The following is a 20,972-nucleotide window of genomic DNA, read 5'->3' as shown; positions in this document are numbered from 1 at the left end:
GTGCCGGTGACTCTTCAGGGCGCGCGCGAGCGCCTCGTCCGGACCGGCGGCGTCGAGCTGTGCGTCGCCGAGCTGGGCGACCCCGGGCAGCCCACGGTGCTCCTGGTGCACGGCTATCCGGACAGCAAGGAGGTGTGGTCCGAGGTCGCGCCGCGGCTCGCCGACCGCTTCCATGTCGTGCTGTACGACGTCCGGGGCCATGGCCGGTCGACGGCGCCGAAGCCGCTGCGGGGCGGGTTCACTCTGGAGAAGCTGACGGACGACTTCCTGGCCGTCGCGGACGCGGTCAGCCCGGACCGGCCCGTGCATCTGGTGGGGCACGACTGGGGCTCGGTGCAGTCCTGGGAGTTCGCCACGGTCAAGCGCACCGAGGGCCGGATCGCCTCCTTCACCTCGATGTCCGGCCCGTCCCTGGACCACTTCGGCCACTGGATCGACCAGCGCATCAAGCGCCCCACCCCGCGCCGCGTCGGCCAACTCCTCGGCCAGGGCGCCAAGTCCTGGTACGTCTACGCGCTGCACACGCCCGTGCTGCCCGAACTGGCCTGGCGCGGCCCCCTCGGCAAACGCTGGCCGAGGCTGCTGGAGCGCTTCGAGAAGGTGCCCGGCAACGGCTACCCGACGCCGTCACTGCCCACGGACGCGGCACACGGCGCGTGGCTGTACCGCGACAACGTCCGGTCCCGGCTGACCCGTCCGCGCACCGACGCGTACGCCCACGCGCCCGTGCAGCTCATCACGCCTCTGGAAGACGCGTTTCTCTCCGAGAAGCTCTACGACGAACTGGAACTGTGGGTGCCGCAGTTGACGCGGCGCACGCTTCCGGCGAAGCACTGGATACCGCGCACCCGCCCCGACCAACTGGCCTCCTGGATCACCGAGTTCGTCACGTCCGTCGAGGGCGGGCGCCCGGACCAGGTGACGGCGACCGGGAAGTACGCCGACCGCTTCGGCGGGCAGCTCGTCCTGGTCACCGGTGCCGGCAGCGGCATCGGACGGGCGACGGCGTACGCGTTCGCCGAGGCCGGCGCGCGCGTGGTGGCCGTCGACCGAGACGGCGAGGCCGCGGCCCGCACCGCCGAGATGTCCCGGCTGATCGGCGCGCCGGAGGCCTGGGCCGAGACGGTCGACGTCTCGGACGAGCAGGCCATGGAGAAGCTCGCCGCGAGGGTCGCCGCCGAGTACGGCGTGGTGGACGTCCTGGTGAACAACGCCGGGATCGGGCTGTCGGGCTCCTTCTTCGACACCACGCCCGAGGACTGGAAGAAAGTCCTCGACGTCAATCTGTGGGGCGTCATCCACGGCTGCCGGCTCTTCGGCAAGCAGATGGCCGAGCGTGGACAGGGCGGCCACATCGTCAACACCGCGTCGGCGGCGGCGTACCAGCCCTCCAAGGCACTGCCCGCCTACAGCACCTCGAAGGCGGCCGTACTGATGCTGAGCGAGTGCCTGCGCGCGGAGCTGGCCGGGCAGGGCATCGGCGTCACCGCGATCTGCCCGGGCATCGTCAACACCAACATCACCTCGACCGCGCACTTCGCCGGGGTCGACGCCGAGGAGCAGAAGCGGCGCCAGAAGAAGTCCGCGCGGCTGTACGGGCTGCGGAACTATCCTCCGGAGAAGGTCGCCGACGCCATTCTTCGGGCGGTGGTGCGCGGTGAGGCCGTCGTTCCGGTAACGCCGGAGGCACGCGGGGCGTACCTCATGGCGCGGTTCACACCGAAGGCGCTGCGCAGGGTCGCGCGGATGGACCCACCGCTGTGAGTGCGGCTCTCCTGCAGTGAGTTGAGAGTCACCTCCGTGAGTTGGGAGCCACCGCCATGAGCGAGGTCAGACGCTCGGTCGACCGGCGCGGTGAGGTCGGCCACGCGGCCGACGGGCCGGCCTCGTCCGCCTACCGGATCGAGGATCTCGCGCACCTCAGCGGCGCCACCGTCCGCACCATCCGCGCCTACCAGGACCGCGGCCTGCTCCCCCGCCCTGAGCGCCGGGGCCGTGCCAACGTCTACTCCGACGCCCACCTCGTCCGCCTGCGTCAGATCGCCGACCTCCTCGACCGCGGCTACACCCTGGCCTCCATAAAGGAGCTCCTGGAGGCCTGGGACGCCGGTCGCGGCCTCGGCGGGGTGCTCGGGCTGGTCGCCGAGGTGGACGGGCCGTGGACCGACGAGGAGGCGGTACGGATCTCGCGCGCCGAGCTGGACGAGCGCTTCGGCGGAACTCCGGACGACGCGGCGGTAGCCGAGGCCGTGGAACTCGGCGTACTGGAACCCGTCCCCGGCGACGCGGACACCTTCGTCGTGCCGAGCCCTCAAGAGCTCGCGGTGGCAGTCGAGTTGTACGCGGCGGGCGTGCCGCTGTCCGCGATCTCGGGCCACCTACGGGAGTTGAGAGGTCAGGTCGAGCACATCGCCGCCCGTTTCCTGGAGTTCACCACCGAACACGTCTTCGCCCGCTACCTCGACGGACCGCACCGTCCGACGGACTCAGACGCGGCCGAGGCGGCCTCTCTCGTGCGCCGACTGCGCCCGCTCGCGCAGCAGACGGTGGACGCCGAACTCGCTCGCGCAATGCGCCTGTTGGCGGTCCGCCATCTGCGGCAGCAGCTGGCCGGGAACGAGGATCCGGATCTTCGCGAAACCACCCGAAATATTGCGATCCCGACGAAGACAATGCAGGCCGTGGAGGCACTGGTTGGCCCGGAGCGGGCCGCCGAGTTCATCACGCTGGCCGCCGAACGCGAAGTGCGGGCACGTGCTTTGGACGAGCTGACCGCAAATCACAGCTCATCAGCTGATCTTGACGAAACCCTTTGAAGCGACGGCTCGTTGTCCACAGAATCGCCAATTCCCCTGTGGATAACCGCACTTGGTTGTGGACCAAACATCGATAGCGAAATCATTCGCGTGATTCGTGCCGCTCCCGGCAGTCTGATGGCATGGACGAAAGACGCACCGTGAAGGTGTCGAAGTACCTCTCGAAGCACCTGCGCCATCAGCCGGAGCGCATCGGGCTGATCCTCGACGAGGGCGGCTGGGTAGAGATCGACACACTGATCGCCGCCGCGACCGCACACGGATTCCGGTTCACCCGGGAAGAGCTGGACCACGTGGTTGCCGCGAACGACAAGAAGCGCTTCGCGATCGAGGGCACACGCATCCGCGCCAGCCAGGGCCACAGCATCGACGTCGATCTCGGACTGCCCCCGGCCACGCCACCGGCGTATCTCTACCACGGCACCGTGGCGCCCTACCTGGAGGCGATCCGCCGCGAGGGCCTCAGGCCCATGAACAGGCACGATGTGCATCTCTCAGCCGACCGCGAGACCGCGACACGGGTCGGCTCCCGGCGCGGCCGCCCGGTGGTGCTCTCCGTGGACGCCGGCGCCATGCACCGCGACGGCCATGTCTTCCACGTCAGCGCGAACGGGGTGTGGCTGGCAAAGGCGGTACCGCCGGAGTACCTGCGCTTTCCCGAGGCGCGTTGACCCGCCTTCGTCGGCTGTGATCCGAACCTCGGTGTGAGCCTCAGGCTTGATCGGCCTCGGCCTCCCTCTGTGGCTGGGCAGCCGCGTGCGGTGACTGTTTCACGTGAAACCCATTCGGCCGCATAGGCTCGAAACATGAGTCTGCGCCTGAGCACCGTGATCCTCCCGTACCGTCGCTGGTCAGAGGGGGGTCGTGAGACATGGCAGCGCGCCGAGCAGCTCGGCTTCCACGCCGCCTACACCTACGACCATCTGTCCTGGCGCACCTTCCGGGACGGCCCGTGGTTCGGTGCCGTGCCGACGCTGACCGCCGCCGCGGCCGTCACCGACGATCTGCGGCTGGGCACCCTGGTGACCTCGCCGAACTTCCGGCACCCGGTGCCTTTCGCCAAGGAGCTGATCTCCCTCGACGACGTCTCCGGTGGCCGTTTCACCCTCGGTGTCGGTGCCGGTGGCTCCGGGTTCGACGCCACCGTGCTCGGCCAGGACCCTTGGACGCCGCGTGAGCGGGCCGACCGGTTCGCCGAGTTCGTCCAGCTCCTGGACGGGCTGCTGACCGAGGACTCGGTGTCGTACGAGGGCGACTTCTACTCAGCGCACGAGGCGCGCAACATCCCCGGGTGTGTGCAGCGCCCCCGGCTGCCGTTCACGGTCGCCGCGACCGGGCCGCGCGGACTGCGGCTCGCGGCGCGCTACGGACAGGCGTGGGTGACCACGGGCGACCCCAAGCTGTACGAGAACGGCACTCCTGAACAGTCGGTTCAAGCCATTCGCGGGCAGGCCGAGAAACTGGCCGGCGCCTGCGCCGAGATCGGTCGGGACGTGTCCGGGATCGACAAGATCCTGCTCACCGGTTTCACCCCGGACCGCAGCCGTCCGCTGGAGTCGCTGGACGCCTTCGTGGACTTCGCCGGGCGCCACCAGGAGCTCGGTTTCACCGAGATCGTGGTCCACTGGCCGATTCCCGACTCGGACTTCGCGGCCGACGAGAAGATCTTCGAGCAGATCGCCATGGACGCGGTCACTCAGCTCCGATGAGACCGGCACGCACAACAGTCCTGGTGAGGTGGCTTTCGGCGGCGCCGACAGGGACGGTTTCTCCTCAGCTGCCGCCTCAGATGTGCGGACTCACGCACGGTCGTGCAGGCATATGCGGGAGAATGGGCCAGTGACCTCAGCGACTCGACAGCCCCAGACCCCGGCTACCCCCGAGTTCTCGGCCGCGCGGGGGCAGGGCGGTACACCCGCCGTCCGCCCGCGGCTCATCGCCACCGACCTGGACGGCACACTGCTGCGGGACGACAAGTCGGTCTCCCCGCGCACGGTCGCAGCGCTGGCCGCCGCCGAGGAGGCGGGCATCGAGGTGTTCTTCGTCACCGGCCGCCCGGCCCGCTGGATGGACGTCGTCAGCGATCACGTCCACGGTCACGGCCTGGCGATCTGCGGCAACGGCGCCGCGGTGGTCGACCTGCACGGCGGCCCCGGCGCCCACCAGTTCGTGAAGGTGCGCGAGCTGGCACGGGAGAACGCGCTGGACGCCGTACGACTGCTGCGGGACGCGGCGCCGGGCACGGTGTACGCGGTGGAGCAGACGTACGGCTTCCACCAGGAGCCGGACTATCCCAAGCTGCACATGGAGATACCGGACGAGCTCGCGCCGGCCGATGACCTCCTGGCGCCGGACGGCCCCGGTGCCGGCGAACCGGTGCTCAAGATCCTCGCCTACCACCCCACCCTCGACCCCGACGCCTTCCTCACCCTCGCCCGGCTCGCCATCGGCGACCGCGCCAATGTCACCCGCTCCAGCCCCAGCGCCCTGCTGGAGATCAGCGGCCCCGGCGTCTCCAAGGCCAGCACGCTGGCCCTGTGCTGCGCCGAGCGCGGCATCTCGCACGAGGAGGTCGTGGCCTTCGGGGACATGCCCAACGACGTCGAGATGCTGACCTGGGCCGGCCAGTCGTACGCGATGGGCAACGCGCACCCGGATGTCATCGCCGCCGCCTCGGGACGGACCGTCGCCAACAACGAGGACGGTGTGGCGGTCGTGATCGAACAGCTGCTGGCGGAGCGGGAGTAGCCCTAGCCGAGCCGCACTCCCCGCGCCGTCAGCCACGGCACGGGGTCCAGCGCCGAGCCCATCTCCGGGGTGATCCGCACCTCGAAGTGCAGATGAGGGCCGGTGGAGTTGCCGGAGGTGCCCGTCTGGCCGATCCACTGCCCAGTCTCGACCCGCTCGCCCTCGTCGACGGCGACTGCGGCGAGATGGGCGTACTGCGTGTAGTAGCCGTCCGTGTGCCGGAGGACCACCTCCATGCCGAAGGCGCCCCCGCACGACACCCTGACCACTTTCCCGCCCCCGACCGCGCGCACCGGCGTGCCGATCGGCACCGCGAAGTCCTGCCCGGTGTGCAGGTTCGCCCACCGCAGCCCGCCGCTGCCGAACGCCGCGGACAGTTCGTACGACTCCACCGGCGTGACCCACTCGGTCGTGCGGTCCGTCTTCGGCTGGTCGAGCCGGACGGCACCGCGGCAGGAACCGGCGGCCACGGAGGCGTCGGCCCGCCCCTGCAACTGCCAGCGCGCCTCTTCGAGCTTCTGCTCGACGCCCTTCTTCAGTTCGGCGAGTTCGGCGTTGCGGTTCTCCAGGCTCTGCCAGGACGCCGCGGCCTTGGCCTCGTCCTTGCTGAGCCGGGCCTCGGCGCGCCGGCTCTTCTCGACGGCGTTGCCGACGACCAGGTTCGTCTGTGAGAAGACACGCTGGCCTCGCATCAGCTGGTCGGGACTCTTCGCGAGGATGATCTGCGCGGTCAGCGGCATCCCGCCGCTCGTGCGGTACTGGGCACGCGCGATCCGGCCCAGATCCTCGTGCAGGACACCGATCTCCCGACGCTCACGCTCCAGCAGCGCCTCCATCCGCTGTGCCTTGGCCCGCTGCACGTCGGCCTCCCGCCGCCCCGCCTCGTACCGCTGCGTCGCCAGGGCCGCGTCCGCGTACAGCTGCACCACCTGCGTACTGAGGACGGAGTCGCCACCGGTCCCGGTGCCGTTGCGACCGGTCCCCTTCCCGTCGCCCGAGCCGGCGGCGGGCCCGGCCGCCAGCGAGGCGAGCGCGCACAGCAGCGCCGGAACGAGCAGGAGACGGCGACGGTATGAGCGCATGTCAGCGATGGTGACCTGTGGACCGGGAGATGACCCTGTTCAAGTCGTACGCCCGGGGGACGTGTTGCTGCGGACGGGTCAGTACTGATGTTGACGCGGGCGCTACCGCGCCCCCACCAGCAGGTCCGCCGCCTCCTCCCGCGCCACCATCTCCCGCAGCGGCCCCTGCGCCGCGGCCAGCTCCGCGAACGTGCCCCGCTGCACCACCCGCCCCTGGTCCAGGACGACCACCTCGTCCACGGCCTCCAGCCCGGCCAGCCGGTGGGTGATCAGCAGGGTCGTACGGCCCTCGGTGGCGGCCAGGAGATCGGCGGTGAGGGCGTCGGCGGTGGGCAGGTCCAGGTGCTCGGCGGGCTCGTCGAGGACGAGGACGGGGAAATCGGCGAGCAGGGCGCGGGCCAGCGCGAGCCGCTGCCGCTGGCCGCCGGACAGCCGCGCCCCGTGCTCGCCCACGAGCGTGTCGAGGCCGTCGGGCAGCCCGTCGGCCCAGTCGAGCAGCCGGGCGCGCTTCAGGGCGTCACGCAGTTCGTCCTCGGTGGCGTCCTTCTTGGCGAGGAGCAGGTTCTCGCGCACGGAGCTGTCGAAGAGGTGCGCGTCCTGCGCGCACAGCCCGACCAGGCGCCGTACGTCGTCGCCGTCCAGCGCGTACGCGTCCACTCCGCCCAGCGTGTACGAGCCCGCCGCCGGGTCCAGGAAGCGCAGCAGCACCTGCGCCAGTGTGGTCTTGCCGGACCCGGAGGGCCCGACGACGGCGATCCGGCGCCCCTCCTCCAGGCTCAGGTCGAAACCGGCGAGCGCATCCCGGTCCTGCCCTGTGTGGCGGGCGGTCAGGCCCCTGACGGCGACCGGGAACGGCGACGCGGGCGCCTGCCCGGGCCGCTCCGGTTCCCGTACGGGTTCGGGGGCGTCCAGCACCTCGTGGACGCGCTCGGCGCTCTTGCGCACCCGCTGCCGGTACTGCACGGCGAGCGGCAGCCCCAGGACGGCCTCGAACGCGGCCAGCGGGGTCAGGACGACGACGGCCATCGTCACGCCGCCCAGTCGGCCGTCGACGACCGCCTGGGCGCCCACGAGAGCGGTGGCGGCCACGGTGAGCCCCGAGACCAGCGCGGTGAGTCCGTCGCCGAGCGCGGTGGCGGCGGCGGCCCGCGAGGCGATCCGGGTGAGCGCCCCGTCGGCCCGCCGCGCCTCGGCCGTACGGCCGGGCAGGGCGCCGGCGACGGTCAGCTCGGCAGTGCCGCTGAGCAGATCCGTCACGCGCGTCGCGAGCACGCCCCGGGCGGGGGCCAGCCTGCGCTCGGCACGGCGGGCGACGGTACCCGTGACGAGCGGGACCCCGGCGCCGGCCGCGAGCAGCCCGACGGCGAGCACGGCACCGGCCTCGGGCAGCAGCCAGGCGGTGAAGCCGACGGCCCCCGCGGACACCAGGCCCGCGGCAGCCGCGGGCAACAGCCACCGCAGCCAGTAGTCCTGCAACGCGTCCACATCCGCGACGAGCCTCGACAGCAGATCGCCCCGGCGCGTGCGGCGCAGCCCGGCGGGGGCCAGCCGCTCCAGCCGCCGGTAGACGGCGACCCGGGTGTCGGCCAGCATCCTCAGCACCGCGTCGTGCGACACCAGCCGCTCGGCGTAGCGGAACACGGCCCGCCCGATACCGAAGGCGCGCGTCGCCGTCACGGCCACCATCAGATACAGCACGGGCGGCTGCTGCGAGGCCCGCGAGATGAGCCACCCGGACGTGGCCATGAGCCCCACCGCACTGCCGAGCGCGAGACTCCCGAGCGCCAGCGCGAGGGCGAGGCGGCCACGTCGCGGGCCGGACATGGCACGGACGCGGGCGAGGACACCCCGCGCGTCCGCCGCGCGCGGCACAGCCTCGGCCTCGGCGGGAGCAGCCCCGTCGAACGCCTCGCCGCCCTCGCCCGAACGGGCGACGGACGCCACGGCCGACTTCCGGTACGCCCCTTCGGCCGACTCCTCGGCCAGCTCCTTGGCAGACTCCTCGGCCGACTCCTTGGGCAGGGCCTCCGCCCCATCAGGCACCGCGGCCTCGGCGAGCCGCACCACCCGGTCCGCCACCCCCAGCAACGCCGGCCGGTGCACGACCAGCAGCACCGTCCGCCCCGCCGACAACCTCCGTACGGCCTCCACGACCGCGGCCTCGGTGGCCCCGTCGAGCGCGGCCGTCGGCTCGTCCAGCAGCAGCACAGGCCGGTCCGCGAGGAACGCCCGGGCCAGCGCGAGCCGCTGCCGCTGCCCCGCCGACAGCCCGGCCCCGTCCTCACCCAGCACGGTGTCGACGCCCTGCGGCAGCGCGTCCACGAACTCCAGCGCCCCGGCGTCCCCCAGCGCCCGTCCTACGGCGGCGTCGTCCGCGTCGGGACGCGCCAGCCGTACGTTCTCGGCGATCGTCCCGGCGTACAGGTGCGGTCGCTGCGGCACCCAGGCGATCTGCGAGCGCCACTCCGCCAGATCCAGCCCGGCGAGATCGGCTCCGCCGACGAGCACCCGCCCCTCGGCGGGCCGCACGAACCCCAACAGCACGTTCAGCAGGGTCGACTTGCCCGCGCCGCTCGGCCCGACGAGGGCGACTGTCTCGCCGGGTTCGACGGCGAAGGACGCGCCCGTCACGGCGTCGGCGGTCCGTCCGGGGTAGCGGACCGAGACTCCGTCGAACTCGAACGACACCGTCCCCATCGGCACTGCCGCGGTCCCGGAGGCCGGCACCGGAGTCTCCAGCACCTCGAAGATCTCCTCGGCCGCGGACAGTCCCTCGGCCGCCGCGTGGTACTGCGCGCCCACCTGGCGCAGCGGCAGATAAGCCTCGGGGGCCAGCACGAGGATGACCAGGCCGTCGTACAGATGCATCTCGCCGTGGACGAGGCGCATGCCGATCGTGACGGCGACCAGGGCCACCGAGAGCGTCGAGAGCAGCTCCAGCGCGAAGGACGAGATGAAGGCGATCCGCAGGGTCCGCATGGTCGCTCTGCGGTACTCACCGGTGATCCGCCGGATCGACTCGGCCTGCGCCTTGGCCCGTCCGAACACCTTCAGGGTCGGCAGCCCGGCAACGACGTCCAGGAAGTGCCCGGACAGCCGGGACAGCAGCCGCCACTGACGGTCCATCCGGGACTGCGTGGCCCATCCGATCAGCATCATGAAGATCGGGATGAGCGGCAGGGTACCGACGATGATGGCCGCCGAGACCCAGTCCTCGGTCACGATCCGCGCCAGCACGGCCACCGGTACGACGACCGCGAGCCCCAGCTGCGGCAGATAGCGCGAGAAGTAGTCGTCGAGGGCGTCGACGCCTCGTGTGGCGAGGGCGACGAGCGACCCGGTCCGCTGTCCGCTCAGCCAGCCGGGACCCAGCTCGGCCGCCCGCTCCAGCAGCCTCCCCCGCAGCTCCGACTTCACCGCCGCGCTGGCACGGTGCGCGGCGAGCTCGGTGAGCCACGCGACCACCGCCCGGCCGACCGCGACAGCCGCCAACAGCAGCAGGGGAGTGCGCAGTTCAGCGGCGGACATCCCCTGCTGGAACGCACCCACGACCGCCTCGGCGATGAGCATCGCCTGCGCGATGACCAGCCCCGCGCCGACGACACCCAGGCCGACGACTGCGATCAGGAAGAGGCGCGTGGTGCGGGCGTACCGCAGGAGACGCGGGTCGATTGGTTTCACGTGAAACACACCTCAGTGCACGGTTTCAGCGATGTGCTGCGTTCCGATCCGCTTACGGAAGACCCAGTAGGTCCAGCCCTGGTAGAGCATCACGATCGGCGTGGCGATCACCGCGCACCAGGTCATGATCTTCAGGGTGTAAGGGCTCGACGAGGCATTGGTGACCGTGAGGCTCCAGTCCTCATTGAGCGAGGACGGCATGACGTTCGGGAAGAGCGTCAGGAAGAGCATCGCCACGGCGGCCACGATGGTGACACCGGAGAAGGCGAACGACCATCCCTCGCGCCCCGCCTGGTTCGCCGCCAGAGCCGCGACCAGCGCCACAACGGCCACGACGAGAGCAACCAGGCTCTGGCCGTCACCGTTCTCGACCTGCGTCCAGAGCAGGAAGATCACGGCCAGGACGGCCGTCGCGAGGCCGACCCACAGGGCCAGCTTCCGCGCCCGCTCCCGGATCTCGCCGACGGTCTTCAGCGCGGTGAACACCGCACCGTGGAAGGTGAACAGCGTCAGCGTCACCAGACCGCCGAGGAGGGCGTACGGGTTGAGCAGGTCCAGGACGTTGCCGACGTACTCATGGCTTTGGTCGAGCTTCACGCCCCGCACGATGTTGGCGAAGGCCACGCCCCACAGGAACGCCGGGAGCAGCGAGCACCAGAAGATGGCCTGCTCCCAGTTGCGCTGCCAGCTCTCCTCGGGTCGCTTCGCCCGGTACTCGAAGGCGACACCCCGGACGATCAGGCAGACCAGGATGAGCAGCAGGGGCAGATAGAAACCGGAGAAGAGCGTGGCGTACCACTCGGGGAAGGCGGCGAAGGTGGCACCGCCCGCCGAGAGCAGCCACACCTCGTTGCCGTCCCAGACGGGGCCGATGGTGTTGATCAGCACCCGCCGCTCGGGCCGGTTGCGGGCGAGCAGCTTGGTGAGGACGCCGACCCCGAAGTCGAACCCCTCCAGGAAGAAGTAGCCGATCCACAGGACGGCGATCAGGACGAACCAGACGTCGTGAAGTTCCATGACTGTGCAGCTCCCTCGGCCTAGTACGAGAAGGCCATCGGCTTGTCGGCGTCAGGGGAGTCGCCGCCGATCTTCGTGGGCGGGTTCAGGTCGGCTTCCGTCAGCTCGGGCGGGCCGGCCTTGACGTACTTCGCGAGGAGCTTGACCTCGACGACGGCCAGGATGGCGTAGAGCGTGGTGAAGACGATCATCGAGGTGAGGACCTCGCCCTGGGAGACACCGGGGGAGACCGCGTCACGGGTGCGCAGGACGCCGTAGACGACCCAGGGCTGGCGGCCCATCTCGGTGAAGATCCAGCCCCAGGAGTTGGCGATCAGCGGGAAGGCCAGGGTCCAGATCGCGATGCGCCAGTACCACTTGGTCAGCTTCGGGCCGAGCGCCTTCTTCGGGAGCAGCACCAGATGCGGCACCTCGTCGTCACCGACCCTCAGATGCTGCGGCAGCATGAACTTCTTGCGGGTCAGCCAGAGTCCGACCAGACCGATGGTGAACGACGCCATACCGAAGCCGATCATCCAGCGGAAGCCCCAGTAGGCGACCGGGATGTTGGGCCGGTAGTCACCGGGTCCGTACTTCTCCTGCTCGGCCTTGTTGACGTCGTTGATGCCGGGGACGTACGAGGTGAAGTCGTCCTTGGCCAGGAAGGACAGCAGGCCGGGGATCTCGATGGCGACCTTGTTGTGGCCCTTGTCGACGTCGCCGACGGCGAAGATCGAGAAGGGCGCCGGCTTCTCGCCGTCCCAGAGCGCCTCGGCCGCGGCCATCTTCATCGGCTGCTGCTCGTACATGATCTTGCCGAGCGTGTCACCGCTGACAGCGGTGAGCAGGCCACCGACGGCGACCGTGACCAGGCCGAGCCGCAGCGAGGTCTTCATCTCGCGGATGTGCTTCTTGCGCAGCAGATGGAAGGCGGAGATGCCGACCATGAACGCGCCACCGGTGAGGAAGGCCGCGGAGAGGGTGTGGAAGGCCTGGGCGAGGGCGGTGTTCTGGGTCAGCACGAGCCAGAAGTCCGTGAGCTCGGCGCGCCCCTTCGCCTCGTTGATCCGGTAGCCGACGGGGTGCTGCATCCACGAGTTGGCCGCGAGGATGAAGTACGCCGACAGGATCGTGCCGATGGAGACCATCCACATACAGGCCAGGTGGATCTTCTTCGGCAGCTTGTCCCATCCGAAGATCCACAGCCCGATGAAGGTGGACTCGAAGAAGAAGGCGATCAGCGCCTCGAAGGCGAGCGGGGCGCCGAAGACGTCACCGACGAAGCGCGAGTAGTCGGACCAGTTCATGCCGAACTGGAACTCCTGCACGATGCCGGTGACCACACCCATCGCGATGTTGATCAGGAAGAGCTTGCCCCAGAACTTCGTCGCTCTGAGGTACTTCTCCTTCTCCGTGCGCACCCAGGCGGTCTGCAGCCCGGCCGTCAGGGCGGCCAGCGAGATCGTCAGAGGGACGAACAGAAAGTGGTAGACGGTGGTGATACCGAACTGCCAGCGCGCCAGAGTCTCCGGCGCCAAAGCCAGGTCCACGTCGCCGCTCCTTACCTACGCTTGTGAAAGCGTTCACATTCACAAGCAATTATGCAGCACGGTCCATTCCGGCCACGAAGGGGGGTCCCTCGTTCAGACCAACCCCTTGGCGCGAACTTCAACATATTGTTGAATCTCCTGCATGCCGACTCAGACACCGCTCCATATACGGATCTCCTGGCCTGCCGGACACCTCAACGCTGTCCTGGACGACACCCCGACCACACAGACCCTCACCAAGACCCTGCCGCTCGTCTCAACCGCCCGCACCTGGGGCGAGGAGGTGTACTTCGACACAGGTGTATCCGTTTCACGTGAAACGGATGCCCGGCAGGTCGTGGAGCCGGGCACGGTCGCCTTCTGGACCGATGGCGACGCGCTTGCGCTCCCCTATGGCCCCACGCCGATCTCGCTAGGCGACGAGTGCCGCCTAGCGAGCCCGTGCAATGTCCTGGGCCGCATCGACGGCGACCCCCGCCTGCTGTCCACGGTCCGCGACGGCGACCCCATACGCGTGGAACTCATGGACGTCTGAGCGCACTTGAGCGCTCAGGCGCTTGTCACTTGAGCGTGCCCGCGGAGCCCTACAGCTCCTTTCGGAACCCTTCCGCCACCTTCAGGAAGATGTCGTTCGCCTCGACCTCTCCGACCGTCACGCGCACACCCTCGCCCGGGAACGGTCGGACCACCACGCCGGCCTGCTCACACGCCTGCGCGAAGGCGACCGTACGCTCCCCCAGCCGCAGCCACACGAAGTTGGCCTGGGTCTCCGGCACCGTCCAGCCCTGGGCGCGCAGCCCGTCGACCACACGGGCGCGCTCACACACCAACGAGCCGACCCGGCCGAGCAGTTCGTCCTCCGCACGCAGCGAGGCGATGGCCGCTTCCTGCGCGAGCTGGCTCACTCCGAAGGGCACGGCCGTCTTGCGCAGCGCCGCCGCGACCGGCTCATGGGCGATCGCGAAACCGACCCGGAGACCGGCGAGGCCGTACGCCTTGGAGAACGTCCGCAGGACACAGACGTTCGGCCGCTCGCGGTAGATCTCCACACCGTCCGGCACCTCGGCATCGCGGATGAACTCGCGGTACGCCTCGTCCAGCACCACCAGGACGTCGTTCGGCACCCGGTCGAGGAACCGCTCCAGCTCGGCCCGCTTCACCACCGTGCCCGTCGGGTTGTTGGGGTTGCAGACGAAGATCAGCCTGGTCCGCTCGGTGATGGCGGCGGCCATCGCGTCCAGGTCGTGCACATCCCCCGGCGTCAGCGGCACCCGCACCGAGGTGGCGCCGCTGATCTGCGTGATGATCGGGTACGCCTCGAAGGACCGCCAGGCGTAGATGACCTCATCGCCCGGGCCGGAGGTGGCCTGCAGCAGCTGCTGGGCGACCCCGACCGAGCCGGTGCCGGTGGCCAGGTGGGAGACCGGGACGCCGAAGCGCTCGGACAGCTCGTTCATCAGCCCCGTGCACATCATGTCCGGGTAGCGGTTGAAGGACGAGGCGGCGGCCGTCACGGACTCCATCACGCCGGGCAGCGGCGGATAGGGGTTCTCGTTGGAGGAGAGCTTGTAGGCCACCGGGCCACCGGCCGCGGCAGGCTTGCCCGGCTTGTAGGTGGGGATACCCTCCAGCTCGGCGCGCAGCTTGGGGCTCGTCTCGCTCACCGCAGTCCTCCTCACGACCACCGGCGGCCCATCATCAGCGCCGGCTCCAATACTTCTCACCTTATGAGGATTCCGCGCCGATGCGTACTGGTGCGGCGCCCTCGACTGCAGACCTCTTCCGTCACATCTGCATCAGGGGCATCAGCGCACGAAGGCGTACGAATCGAGGGGGGCGCCACACATATATCTACGCGCCGGTGGCTCACGCCGTGGCGCGCATCCCTCGTGAAGGTGAGTTGAGACCTCTTCGAAACATCGCGCACTTGGCAGGCCCATGCGTGCCGACAAGTCAGGTCTTACCATTGGATCGTTCAACTCCCTTGATTTCCAAGGCATTTGACGCCTGATGACCTTGCAGAAACGTGCCTGTCAACGGGTGCATATGCGTCCGCACTACCCCACCGCATGAGCCCTACTATCGGCTCGCCATGACAGCAGCAGGGAAGCACCAGGTGAGCCGCGCGGAAACCTCACGCCGAGGCAGTCGGCCCGGACGGGCGGGGATCAGAGATGTGGCCGCCGCTGCCGGAGTCTCCATCACTACCGTCTCCGACGCCCTCAACGGCAAGGGCAGGCTCCCCGACGCCACCCGACGCCATGTCCGCGAGGTCGCCGACCGGCTGGGCTACCGGCCCTCGGCCGCCGCTCGCACGCTCCGTACCGGCAAATCGGGCCTGATCGGCCTGACCGTGACGACGTACGGGGATGAACCTTTCACCTTCACCGAGTTCGCGTACTTCGCGGAGATGGCCCGCGCGGCCACGTCGGCCGCGCTCGCCCGCGGCTACGCCCTCGTGATCCTCCCCGCGACCTCGCGCCACGACGTCTGGTCGAACGTCGCCCTCGACGGCACGGTCGTCATCGACCCGTCCGACCACGACCCGGTCGTCAGCGAGCTGGTCAGACAGGGGCTGCCGGTCGTCTCCGACGGACGCCCGGCCGGCTCGCTCCCGGTCACCGCCTGGGTCGACAACGACCACGAGGCCGCCGTACTCGGCATCCTCGACCATCTGGCCGACGCGGGCGCCCGCCGGATCGGTCTGCTGACGGGCACCACGACGGACACGTACACCCATCTGTCGACCACCGCCTATCTGCGCTGGTGCGAGCGGGTCGGCCAGGACCCGGTCTACGAGGCCTACCCGGCGCACGACCCGTGCGCCGGCGCCGTCGCCGCTGACCGGCTGCTCGCCCGCCCCGACCGCCCCGACGCCGTCTACGGCCTGTTCGACCCGAACGGCACCGACCTGCTCGCCGCCGCCCGTCGCTACGGCCTGCGCGTACCGGACGACCTCCTTCTGGTCTGCTGCAGCGAATCCACCGTGTACGCCACCACCGAGCCGCCCATCACCACGCTCTCCCTGAAGCCGCGACGCATCGGCACGGCCGTGGTCCAGCTCCTCATCGACGCGATCGAGGGGCTGGAGTCGGACCAGCCGCTGCAGCAGGTGATACCGACCGAACTGATCGTGCGTACCTCGTCCCAGCGACGACCGCCGCGTACGACAGTCAGCCCGCCCCGGTCGCCCGAGGACCGTTAGAAGCAGGTCGGGGGAGACGACAGCGGCAGGTCGGCGGAGGGCCGGGAGCAGCTCCGGGAGCGTCGAAAACAGGTCGAGGGACGACGAGGAGCACGGTCGTCGGACGGCCTAAGCCCGGCTCAATCGGGGCGAAAGCCGCGGTGAACAGGAGTCCTGCTCCGATTCACCACCCCTGGGTCATCACATGGCGCGATCGGCATTCCTATGATGGGCCCACGACACCCACGGGCCGCTGCGACCAGGCAGTCCGATGCGGTGCAGCTGCGGCGCGATGGTGGAGGGGTCTGATGACTCAGGGGGCCGGTCAGGGACCCGAGGTGGAGCGGACGGCGACGTTGCGCGACTTCCGGGTGCCCGCGTACGTCCATGAGACCGGTCCGTACGCCCACAGCATGCTCCCGGGCGAGGTCGCCCCGCCGGTCGCCCCGCCCCTCGCCGAGACGTATCCGGAGGGGTACACGCCGACGGAGCGCGATCTGCCCGTCATCAACCGCGGTGACACGGTTCAGGTGCATGTCGACCCCGCCGCCGTGCCGGTCCCGCAGTCGACGGACGCTCCCGGCCCGCTGTTCGTGGTCGGCGACGTCCACGGCTACCTCGACGAGTTGGTGGCCGCCCTCCAGGAAAAGGGCCTGATCGACTCGGCGGGGAACTGGTGCGCGGGCACCGCCCGGCTGTGGTTCCTCGGCGACTTCACCGACCGCGGCCCGGACGGCATCGGCGTCATCGACCTCGTGATGCGGCTGTCCGCGGAGGCCGCCGCGGCAGGCGGCTACTGCAAGGCCCTCATGGGCAACCACGAGCTGCTGCTGATCGGTGCCAAGCGGTTCGGCGACACCCCCGTCAACTCCGGCGCGGGCACCGCCACCTTCCAGGCGGCCTGGCTGCTCAACGGCGGGCAGAAGACCGACATGGACCGTCTCCAGGACCACCACATGCAGTGGATGGCGCGGCTGGACGCCATGGAAGAGGTCGACGGGCATCTGCTCGTGCACTCGGACACCACCGCCTATCTCGACTACGGCGACTCGATCGAGGCCGTCAACGACACCGTCCGCGAGACGCTCACCCGCAACGACGCCGACGAAGTCTGGGATCTCTTCCGCAAGTTCACCAGGCGCTTCTCCTTCCGCGACGAGGGCGGCGCCGACCATGTGCGTTCCCTGCTCGATACGTACGGCGGCACCCGCATCGTTCACGGCCACAGCCCTATTCCGTACCTGCTGGGCGAGGTCGGCTCCGAGGAGACCGAGGACAGCACCGGGCCCCTGATCGAGGGACCGCACGTCTACGCCGAAGGCCTCGCCATCGCCATGGACGGCGGCGTGACCATGGCCGGAAAGCTGCTGGTCCAGCAACTCCCCCTGGATATCTGAACGTTCACCGGGCAGACGTCCCTCCATCACCCAGCGACGGAGGACGGCGCAGGCCAGGGCCCAATTTTGGCAAACCCCCTGTCACCGTGTGCCGTCACCGCTCTACCATCGGCTTATCCGTAGCAGGCTCCCCTCCGTTTCTGCCCGACGGCTCGTTGCCATGCGAGCCCCAAGCCCTACGGAGCATCGGGGGATGCACATGAACAGCGTTCCGCAGCACCTGCTCAGCGAGGACCGCCAGGATTACGAGCGGATCCTCGACGAGGCGCTGCGCTCCGCACCACACCGCCCGGAACTGACCGCTGTCGGACAGCGACTCAACCCCGAACAGCTGCGCACCATGGCGCTCAACGCCACCGCACTCATCACGGCGGCCGCGGCGACCGAGTACCAGCACTATGTGAAGGTCCGCGAGGAACTGCGCCAGCCGGCGCCGTCCACCCCGTCGTCCGCCAGCGAGTCCGGCTCCACCGAGTCGGGCACGGGCGCGATGGGGCTCGCCGCCACCATGGGAGAGGTCGCCGAGACCGCCGGCCCCGGCGTCATCGCCGTGGTCGCCGTCCTGGCCCCTGTCCTCGCCGGCACCGCAGCGGCGATCTTCCTGCTCGTCGGTTACATCCTGAGGATGCTCAACCCCGAGCCGGCATTCGCCCAGACGATGCTCACCACCGGATGGGTCTTCGGCGCCGTCGCAGCGGCCGCGATCCTGGTCGCCGCCGTCGGACTTCTGCTCACCGCCCTGCGCAACCAGCCCGCGTTCGTCAGCGGACCGTACGGCGAACTGAGCGAGGAGGTGGCCCGGGCCAGGGAAGCCTGGCGCGAGGCACTGCTGGAGCGCGGCATCCTGCCCTTCCTGCGGGAGGCACTCGCCGATCCCGGCACGGCATCGGCCCTGCACCGCATGCCACCGTCGACGCCGGCCGGCCGCATCCCGGCTCTCGGATACGACCGCCCGGGTTTCAGCAGCCCGGGCGACGGACCCACCTCCGGCCCGCGACCGAGCTTCTCCAGCCCGGACTACACGAGCCCGGACTTCGGAGGGCCGGACCACCAGCCGGAGTAGCCCCTCGGCTTGCGCCCCCGCCGTAGGAGAGCCCCCAGCAGGGGACCCTCCGCCTCGACGGACCCCCGGGGAAACCTCCTCGGGGAGGCGCAAGCCGAACGTCTGGCAGCGCGCCGGGGCATTGCACCCCGGGTCAGGACGTCGACGTCAGTCCGCGATCGGCAGGTACACCCGGTTGCCCGCCGCCGCGAACTCCTTCGACTTCTGAGCCATGCCGTCCTCGATCTCTTCCTGGGATCCACCGTGTTGGCGACGGATGTCCTGGGAGATCTTCATCGAGCAGAACTTCGGCCCGCACATGGAGCAGAAGTGGGCCGTCTTGGCGGGCTCGGCCGGCAGCGTCTCGTCGTGGAACTCCCGTGCCGTGTCCGGGTCGAGAGCCAGGTTGAACTGGTCCTCCCACCGGAACTCGAAGCGGGCGTCGGACAACGCGTCGTCCCACTCCTGTGCGCCGGGGTGTCCCTTGGCGAGGTCGGCCGCATGGGCGGCGATCTTGTAGGTGATCACGCCCGTCTTGACGTCGTCACGGTTGGGCAGGCCCAGGTGCTCCTTGGGCGTCACATAGCAGAGCATGGCCGTGCCCCACCAGGCGATCATCGCGGCGCCGATGCCGGAGGTGATGTGGTCGTACGCCGGCGCGACGTCCGTGGTCAGCGGGCCGAGCGTATAGAACGGAGCTTCATCACAGATCTCCTGCTGAAGGTCGATGTTCTCCTTGATCTTGTGCATCGGGACATGTCCCGGGCCCTCGATCATGGTCTGAACATTGAAACGCTTCGCGATCCGGTTGAGTTCCCCGAGAGTGCGCAGTTCCGCGAACTGCGCCTCGTCGTTGGCGTCCGCGATCGAGCCCGGCCTGAGGCCGTCGCCCAGCGAGTACGTGACGTCGTACGCCGCGAGGATCTCGCAGAGTTCCTCGAAGTTCTCGTACAGGAACGACTCCTTGTGATGCGCCAGGCACCACGCGGCCATGATCGAGCCGCCGCGCGAGACGATGCCCGTCTTGCGGTTGGCGGTGAGCGGCACGTACGGCAGGCGCACACCCGCGTGGACGGTCATGTAGTCCACGCCCTGCTCGGCCTGCTCGATGACCGTGTCCTTGTAGATCTCCCAGGTCAGCTCCTCGGCACGGCCGTCGACCTTCTCCAGCGCCTGGTAGAGCGGCACCGTGCCGATGGGCACGGGGGAGTTGCGCAGCACCCACTCACGGGTGGTGTGGATGTTGCGGCCGGTCGACAGGTCCATGACCGTGTCGGCGCCCCAGCGGGTCGCCCAGGTCATCTTCTCGACCTCTTCCTCGATGGAAGAGGTGACCGCGGAGTTGCCGATGTTGGCGTTGACCTTCACCAGGAACCGCTTGCCGATGATCATCGGCTCGATTTCCGGGTGGTTGACGTTGGCGGGCAGCACCGCCCGGCCCGCGGCGATCTCGTCGCGGACCACTTCGGGGGAGACGTTCTCCCGGATGGCCACGTACTCCATCTCGGGCGTGATCTCGCCGCGTCGCGCGTAGGCGAGCTGGGTGACCGCCTTGCCGTCACGGCCGCGACGAGGCTGGCGCGGCCGTCCGGGGAAGACGGCGTCGAGGTTGCGCAGACCACCGCGCGGCGAGGTGTGCTTGATCCCGTCGTCCTCGGGACGAACAGGACGACCCGCGTACTCCTCGGTGTCACCGCGGGCGATGATCCAGTTCTCCCGTAGCGGGGACAACCCCCTGCGGACGTCGGTATCGGTCAGTGGATCGGTGTACGGGCCCGACGTGTCGTACAGCGTGACCGACTGCCCGTTGGTGAGGTGCACCTGGCGGACCGGCACCCGCAGGTCGGGGCGCGAACCCTCGACATACGCCTTGTGCCAGCCGATGGACTTCCCGGCCTCCGGGGACGTTTCACCCTGAGTGGGCTGTTCGTCCTGGCTGGAGGCAGGCGTGCGCGTGTCCTTGATGGTCATGAGACCTACTCCCTACGCCGGCATTACCCGGTAACAGGTTCGGCGGTCGACGCAGCGGTATCCGTCTGCCGACGTTTCGTGTGAAACATCACTCGTGGTGAGTGATGTTTCATGTGAAACATCGCTGGGACGGAGGTCAGCGCCCTCTCAGCCCGGTGCTCCGAGCTCCCGCGTGTACAAAGGTGGCACCACGCTAGCGTCAATTCGGGCGCGGTGAACAGAGGGCCTCGGTCGTTCTTGCGATGATCGGGCGGTGACCTCGACGCATGAACCTCCGTACCCACCGCCCGAGCGGCCCCGTGGATCCGGCGCCGGAAACGGCCCCGTACGGGGCAACGACCGTACAGACGGCCGGGGTTCAGGGGTCGCCGGAGCGAGATACGACGGCGGATACGGCCGGGGTCCCGGGGGCGGCGGTCACGAAGGTCAGTTGGCCGGCGATCAAACGGCTGGCGATCACATGACGGGGACCGGCGGCTGGCACCAGCACGGTCCCGGGGCCGGT

At 69.6% G+C, this 20,972-nt stretch carries 15 protein-coding genes and 1 riboswitch; of the genes, 9 read left to right on the top strand and 6 right to left on the bottom strand.

Features of this window, described 5'->3' with window-relative positions; translation table 11 throughout:
- Positions 1–6: 6 nt before the first annotated feature.
- The 5 genes from ACFWYS_RS37145 (at position 7) to ACFWYS_RS37125 (ending at position 5,564) form a co-directional block, all read left to right on the top strand.
- Entirely contained in the window at positions 7–1,764 is a 1,758-nt protein-coding gene (locus ACFWYS_RS37145) for an SDR family oxidoreductase (RefSeq protein WP_384778948.1), read from the top strand.
- A gap of 56 nt (positions 1,765–1,820) precedes the next feature.
- Positions 1,821–2,816, top strand: a complete 996-nt coding sequence (locus ACFWYS_RS37140) for a MerR family transcriptional regulator (RefSeq protein WP_384778865.1) — start codon at positions 1,821–1,823, stop codon at positions 2,814–2,816.
- Positions 2,817–2,938: 122 nt separating this feature from the next.
- On the top strand, positions 2,939–3,487 hold the full coding sequence (locus ACFWYS_RS37135) for an RNA 2'-phosphotransferase (protein WP_384778862.1): 549 nt from the start codon (positions 2,939–2,941) through the stop codon (positions 3,485–3,487).
- A gap of 135 nt (positions 3,488–3,622) precedes the next feature.
- Entirely contained in the window at positions 3,623–4,525 is a 903-nt protein-coding gene (locus tag ACFWYS_RS37130; RefSeq protein WP_384778859.1) for an LLM class flavin-dependent oxidoreductase, read from the top strand.
- Positions 4,526–4,655: 130 nt separating this feature from the next.
- On the top strand, positions 4,656–5,564 hold the full coding sequence (locus ACFWYS_RS37125) for a Cof-type HAD-IIB family hydrolase (protein ID WP_384778856.1): 909 nt from the start codon (positions 4,656–4,658) through the stop codon (positions 5,562–5,564).
- A gap of 2 nt (positions 5,565–5,566) precedes the next feature.
- Here the strand turns inward: ACFWYS_RS37125 and ACFWYS_RS37120 are convergent, their stop codons facing one another.
- From ACFWYS_RS37120 to ACFWYS_RS37105, 4 genes are all read right to left on the bottom strand, one after another.
- Positions 5,567–6,646, bottom strand: coding sequence for a peptidoglycan DD-metalloendopeptidase family protein (locus ACFWYS_RS37120; RefSeq protein WP_384778853.1), 1,080 nt, complete (start codon positions 6,644–6,646; stop codon positions 5,567–5,569).
- A gap of 102 nt (positions 6,647–6,748) precedes the next feature.
- The gene (cydD, locus tag ACFWYS_RS37115) at positions 6,749–10,327 is read right to left on the bottom strand and encodes a thiol reductant ABC exporter subunit CydD (protein WP_384778850.1); all 3,579 of its coding nucleotides are present in this window, start codon (positions 10,325–10,327) and stop codon (positions 6,749–6,751) included.
- A 12-nt stretch (positions 10,328–10,339) separates the two neighbouring features.
- Positions 10,340–11,344, bottom strand: coding sequence for a cytochrome d ubiquinol oxidase subunit II (gene cydB, locus ACFWYS_RS37110; protein ID WP_384778847.1), 1,005 nt, complete (start codon positions 11,342–11,344; stop codon positions 10,340–10,342).
- Between the two features lie 20 nt (positions 11,345–11,364).
- Complete coding sequence (locus ACFWYS_RS37105) at positions 11,365–12,873, bottom strand: cytochrome ubiquinol oxidase subunit I (protein ID WP_384778844.1); 1,509 nt, start codon at positions 12,871–12,873, stop codon at positions 11,365–11,367.
- Between the two features lie 142 nt (positions 12,874–13,015).
- On the opposite strand from ACFWYS_RS37105, the gene ACFWYS_RS37100 reads away from it, so the two are divergent.
- The gene (locus tag ACFWYS_RS37100; protein ID WP_384778841.1) at positions 13,016–13,408 is read left to right on the top strand and encodes a cyclophilin-like fold protein; all 393 of its coding nucleotides are present in this window, start codon (positions 13,016–13,018) and stop codon (positions 13,406–13,408) included.
- A gap of 49 nt (positions 13,409–13,457) precedes the next feature.
- Here the strand turns inward: ACFWYS_RS37100 and hisC are convergent, their stop codons facing one another.
- A complete protein-coding gene (hisC, locus tag ACFWYS_RS37095; protein WP_384778838.1) occupies positions 13,458–14,537 on the bottom strand; it encodes a histidinol-phosphate transaminase in 1,080 nt (359 codons plus the stop codon).
- Between the two features lie 428 nt (positions 14,538–14,965).
- Between hisC and ACFWYS_RS37090 the strand changes: the two genes are divergently transcribed.
- From ACFWYS_RS37090 to ACFWYS_RS37080, 3 genes are all read left to right on the top strand, one after another.
- Positions 14,966–16,078, top strand: a complete 1,113-nt coding sequence (locus ACFWYS_RS37090) for a LacI family DNA-binding transcriptional regulator (RefSeq protein WP_384778835.1) — start codon at positions 14,966–14,968, stop codon at positions 16,076–16,078.
- A gap of 287 nt (positions 16,079–16,365) precedes the next feature.
- Positions 16,366–17,454, top strand: a complete 1,089-nt coding sequence (locus ACFWYS_RS37085; RefSeq protein WP_384778832.1) for a metallophosphoesterase — start codon at positions 16,366–16,368, stop codon at positions 17,452–17,454.
- A 193-nt stretch (positions 17,455–17,647) separates the two neighbouring features.
- Complete coding sequence (locus ACFWYS_RS37080; protein WP_384778829.1) at positions 17,648–18,517, top strand: hypothetical protein; 870 nt, start codon at positions 17,648–17,650, stop codon at positions 18,515–18,517.
- Between the two features lie 147 nt (positions 18,518–18,664).
- On the opposite strand, the gene thiC is transcribed toward ACFWYS_RS37080, so the two are convergent.
- A complete protein-coding gene (gene thiC, locus ACFWYS_RS37075) occupies positions 18,665–20,467 on the bottom strand; it encodes a phosphomethylpyrimidine synthase ThiC (protein ID WP_384778826.1) in 1,803 nt (600 codons plus the stop codon).
- Positions 20,460–20,649, bottom strand: a riboswitch (TPP riboswitch). Its footprint overlaps the gene before it by 8 nt.
- Positions 20,650–20,972 lie beyond the last annotated feature (323 nt).

It is taken from the genome of Streptomyces sp. NPDC059010, assembly GCF_042740355.1.
Taxonomy (GTDB): Bacteria; Actinomycetota; Actinomycetes; order Streptomycetales; family Streptomycetaceae; genus Streptomyces.
The sequence above is the reverse complement of the archived record's forward strand: the minus strand, read 5'-3'. Positions and strand labels throughout refer to the sequence as shown.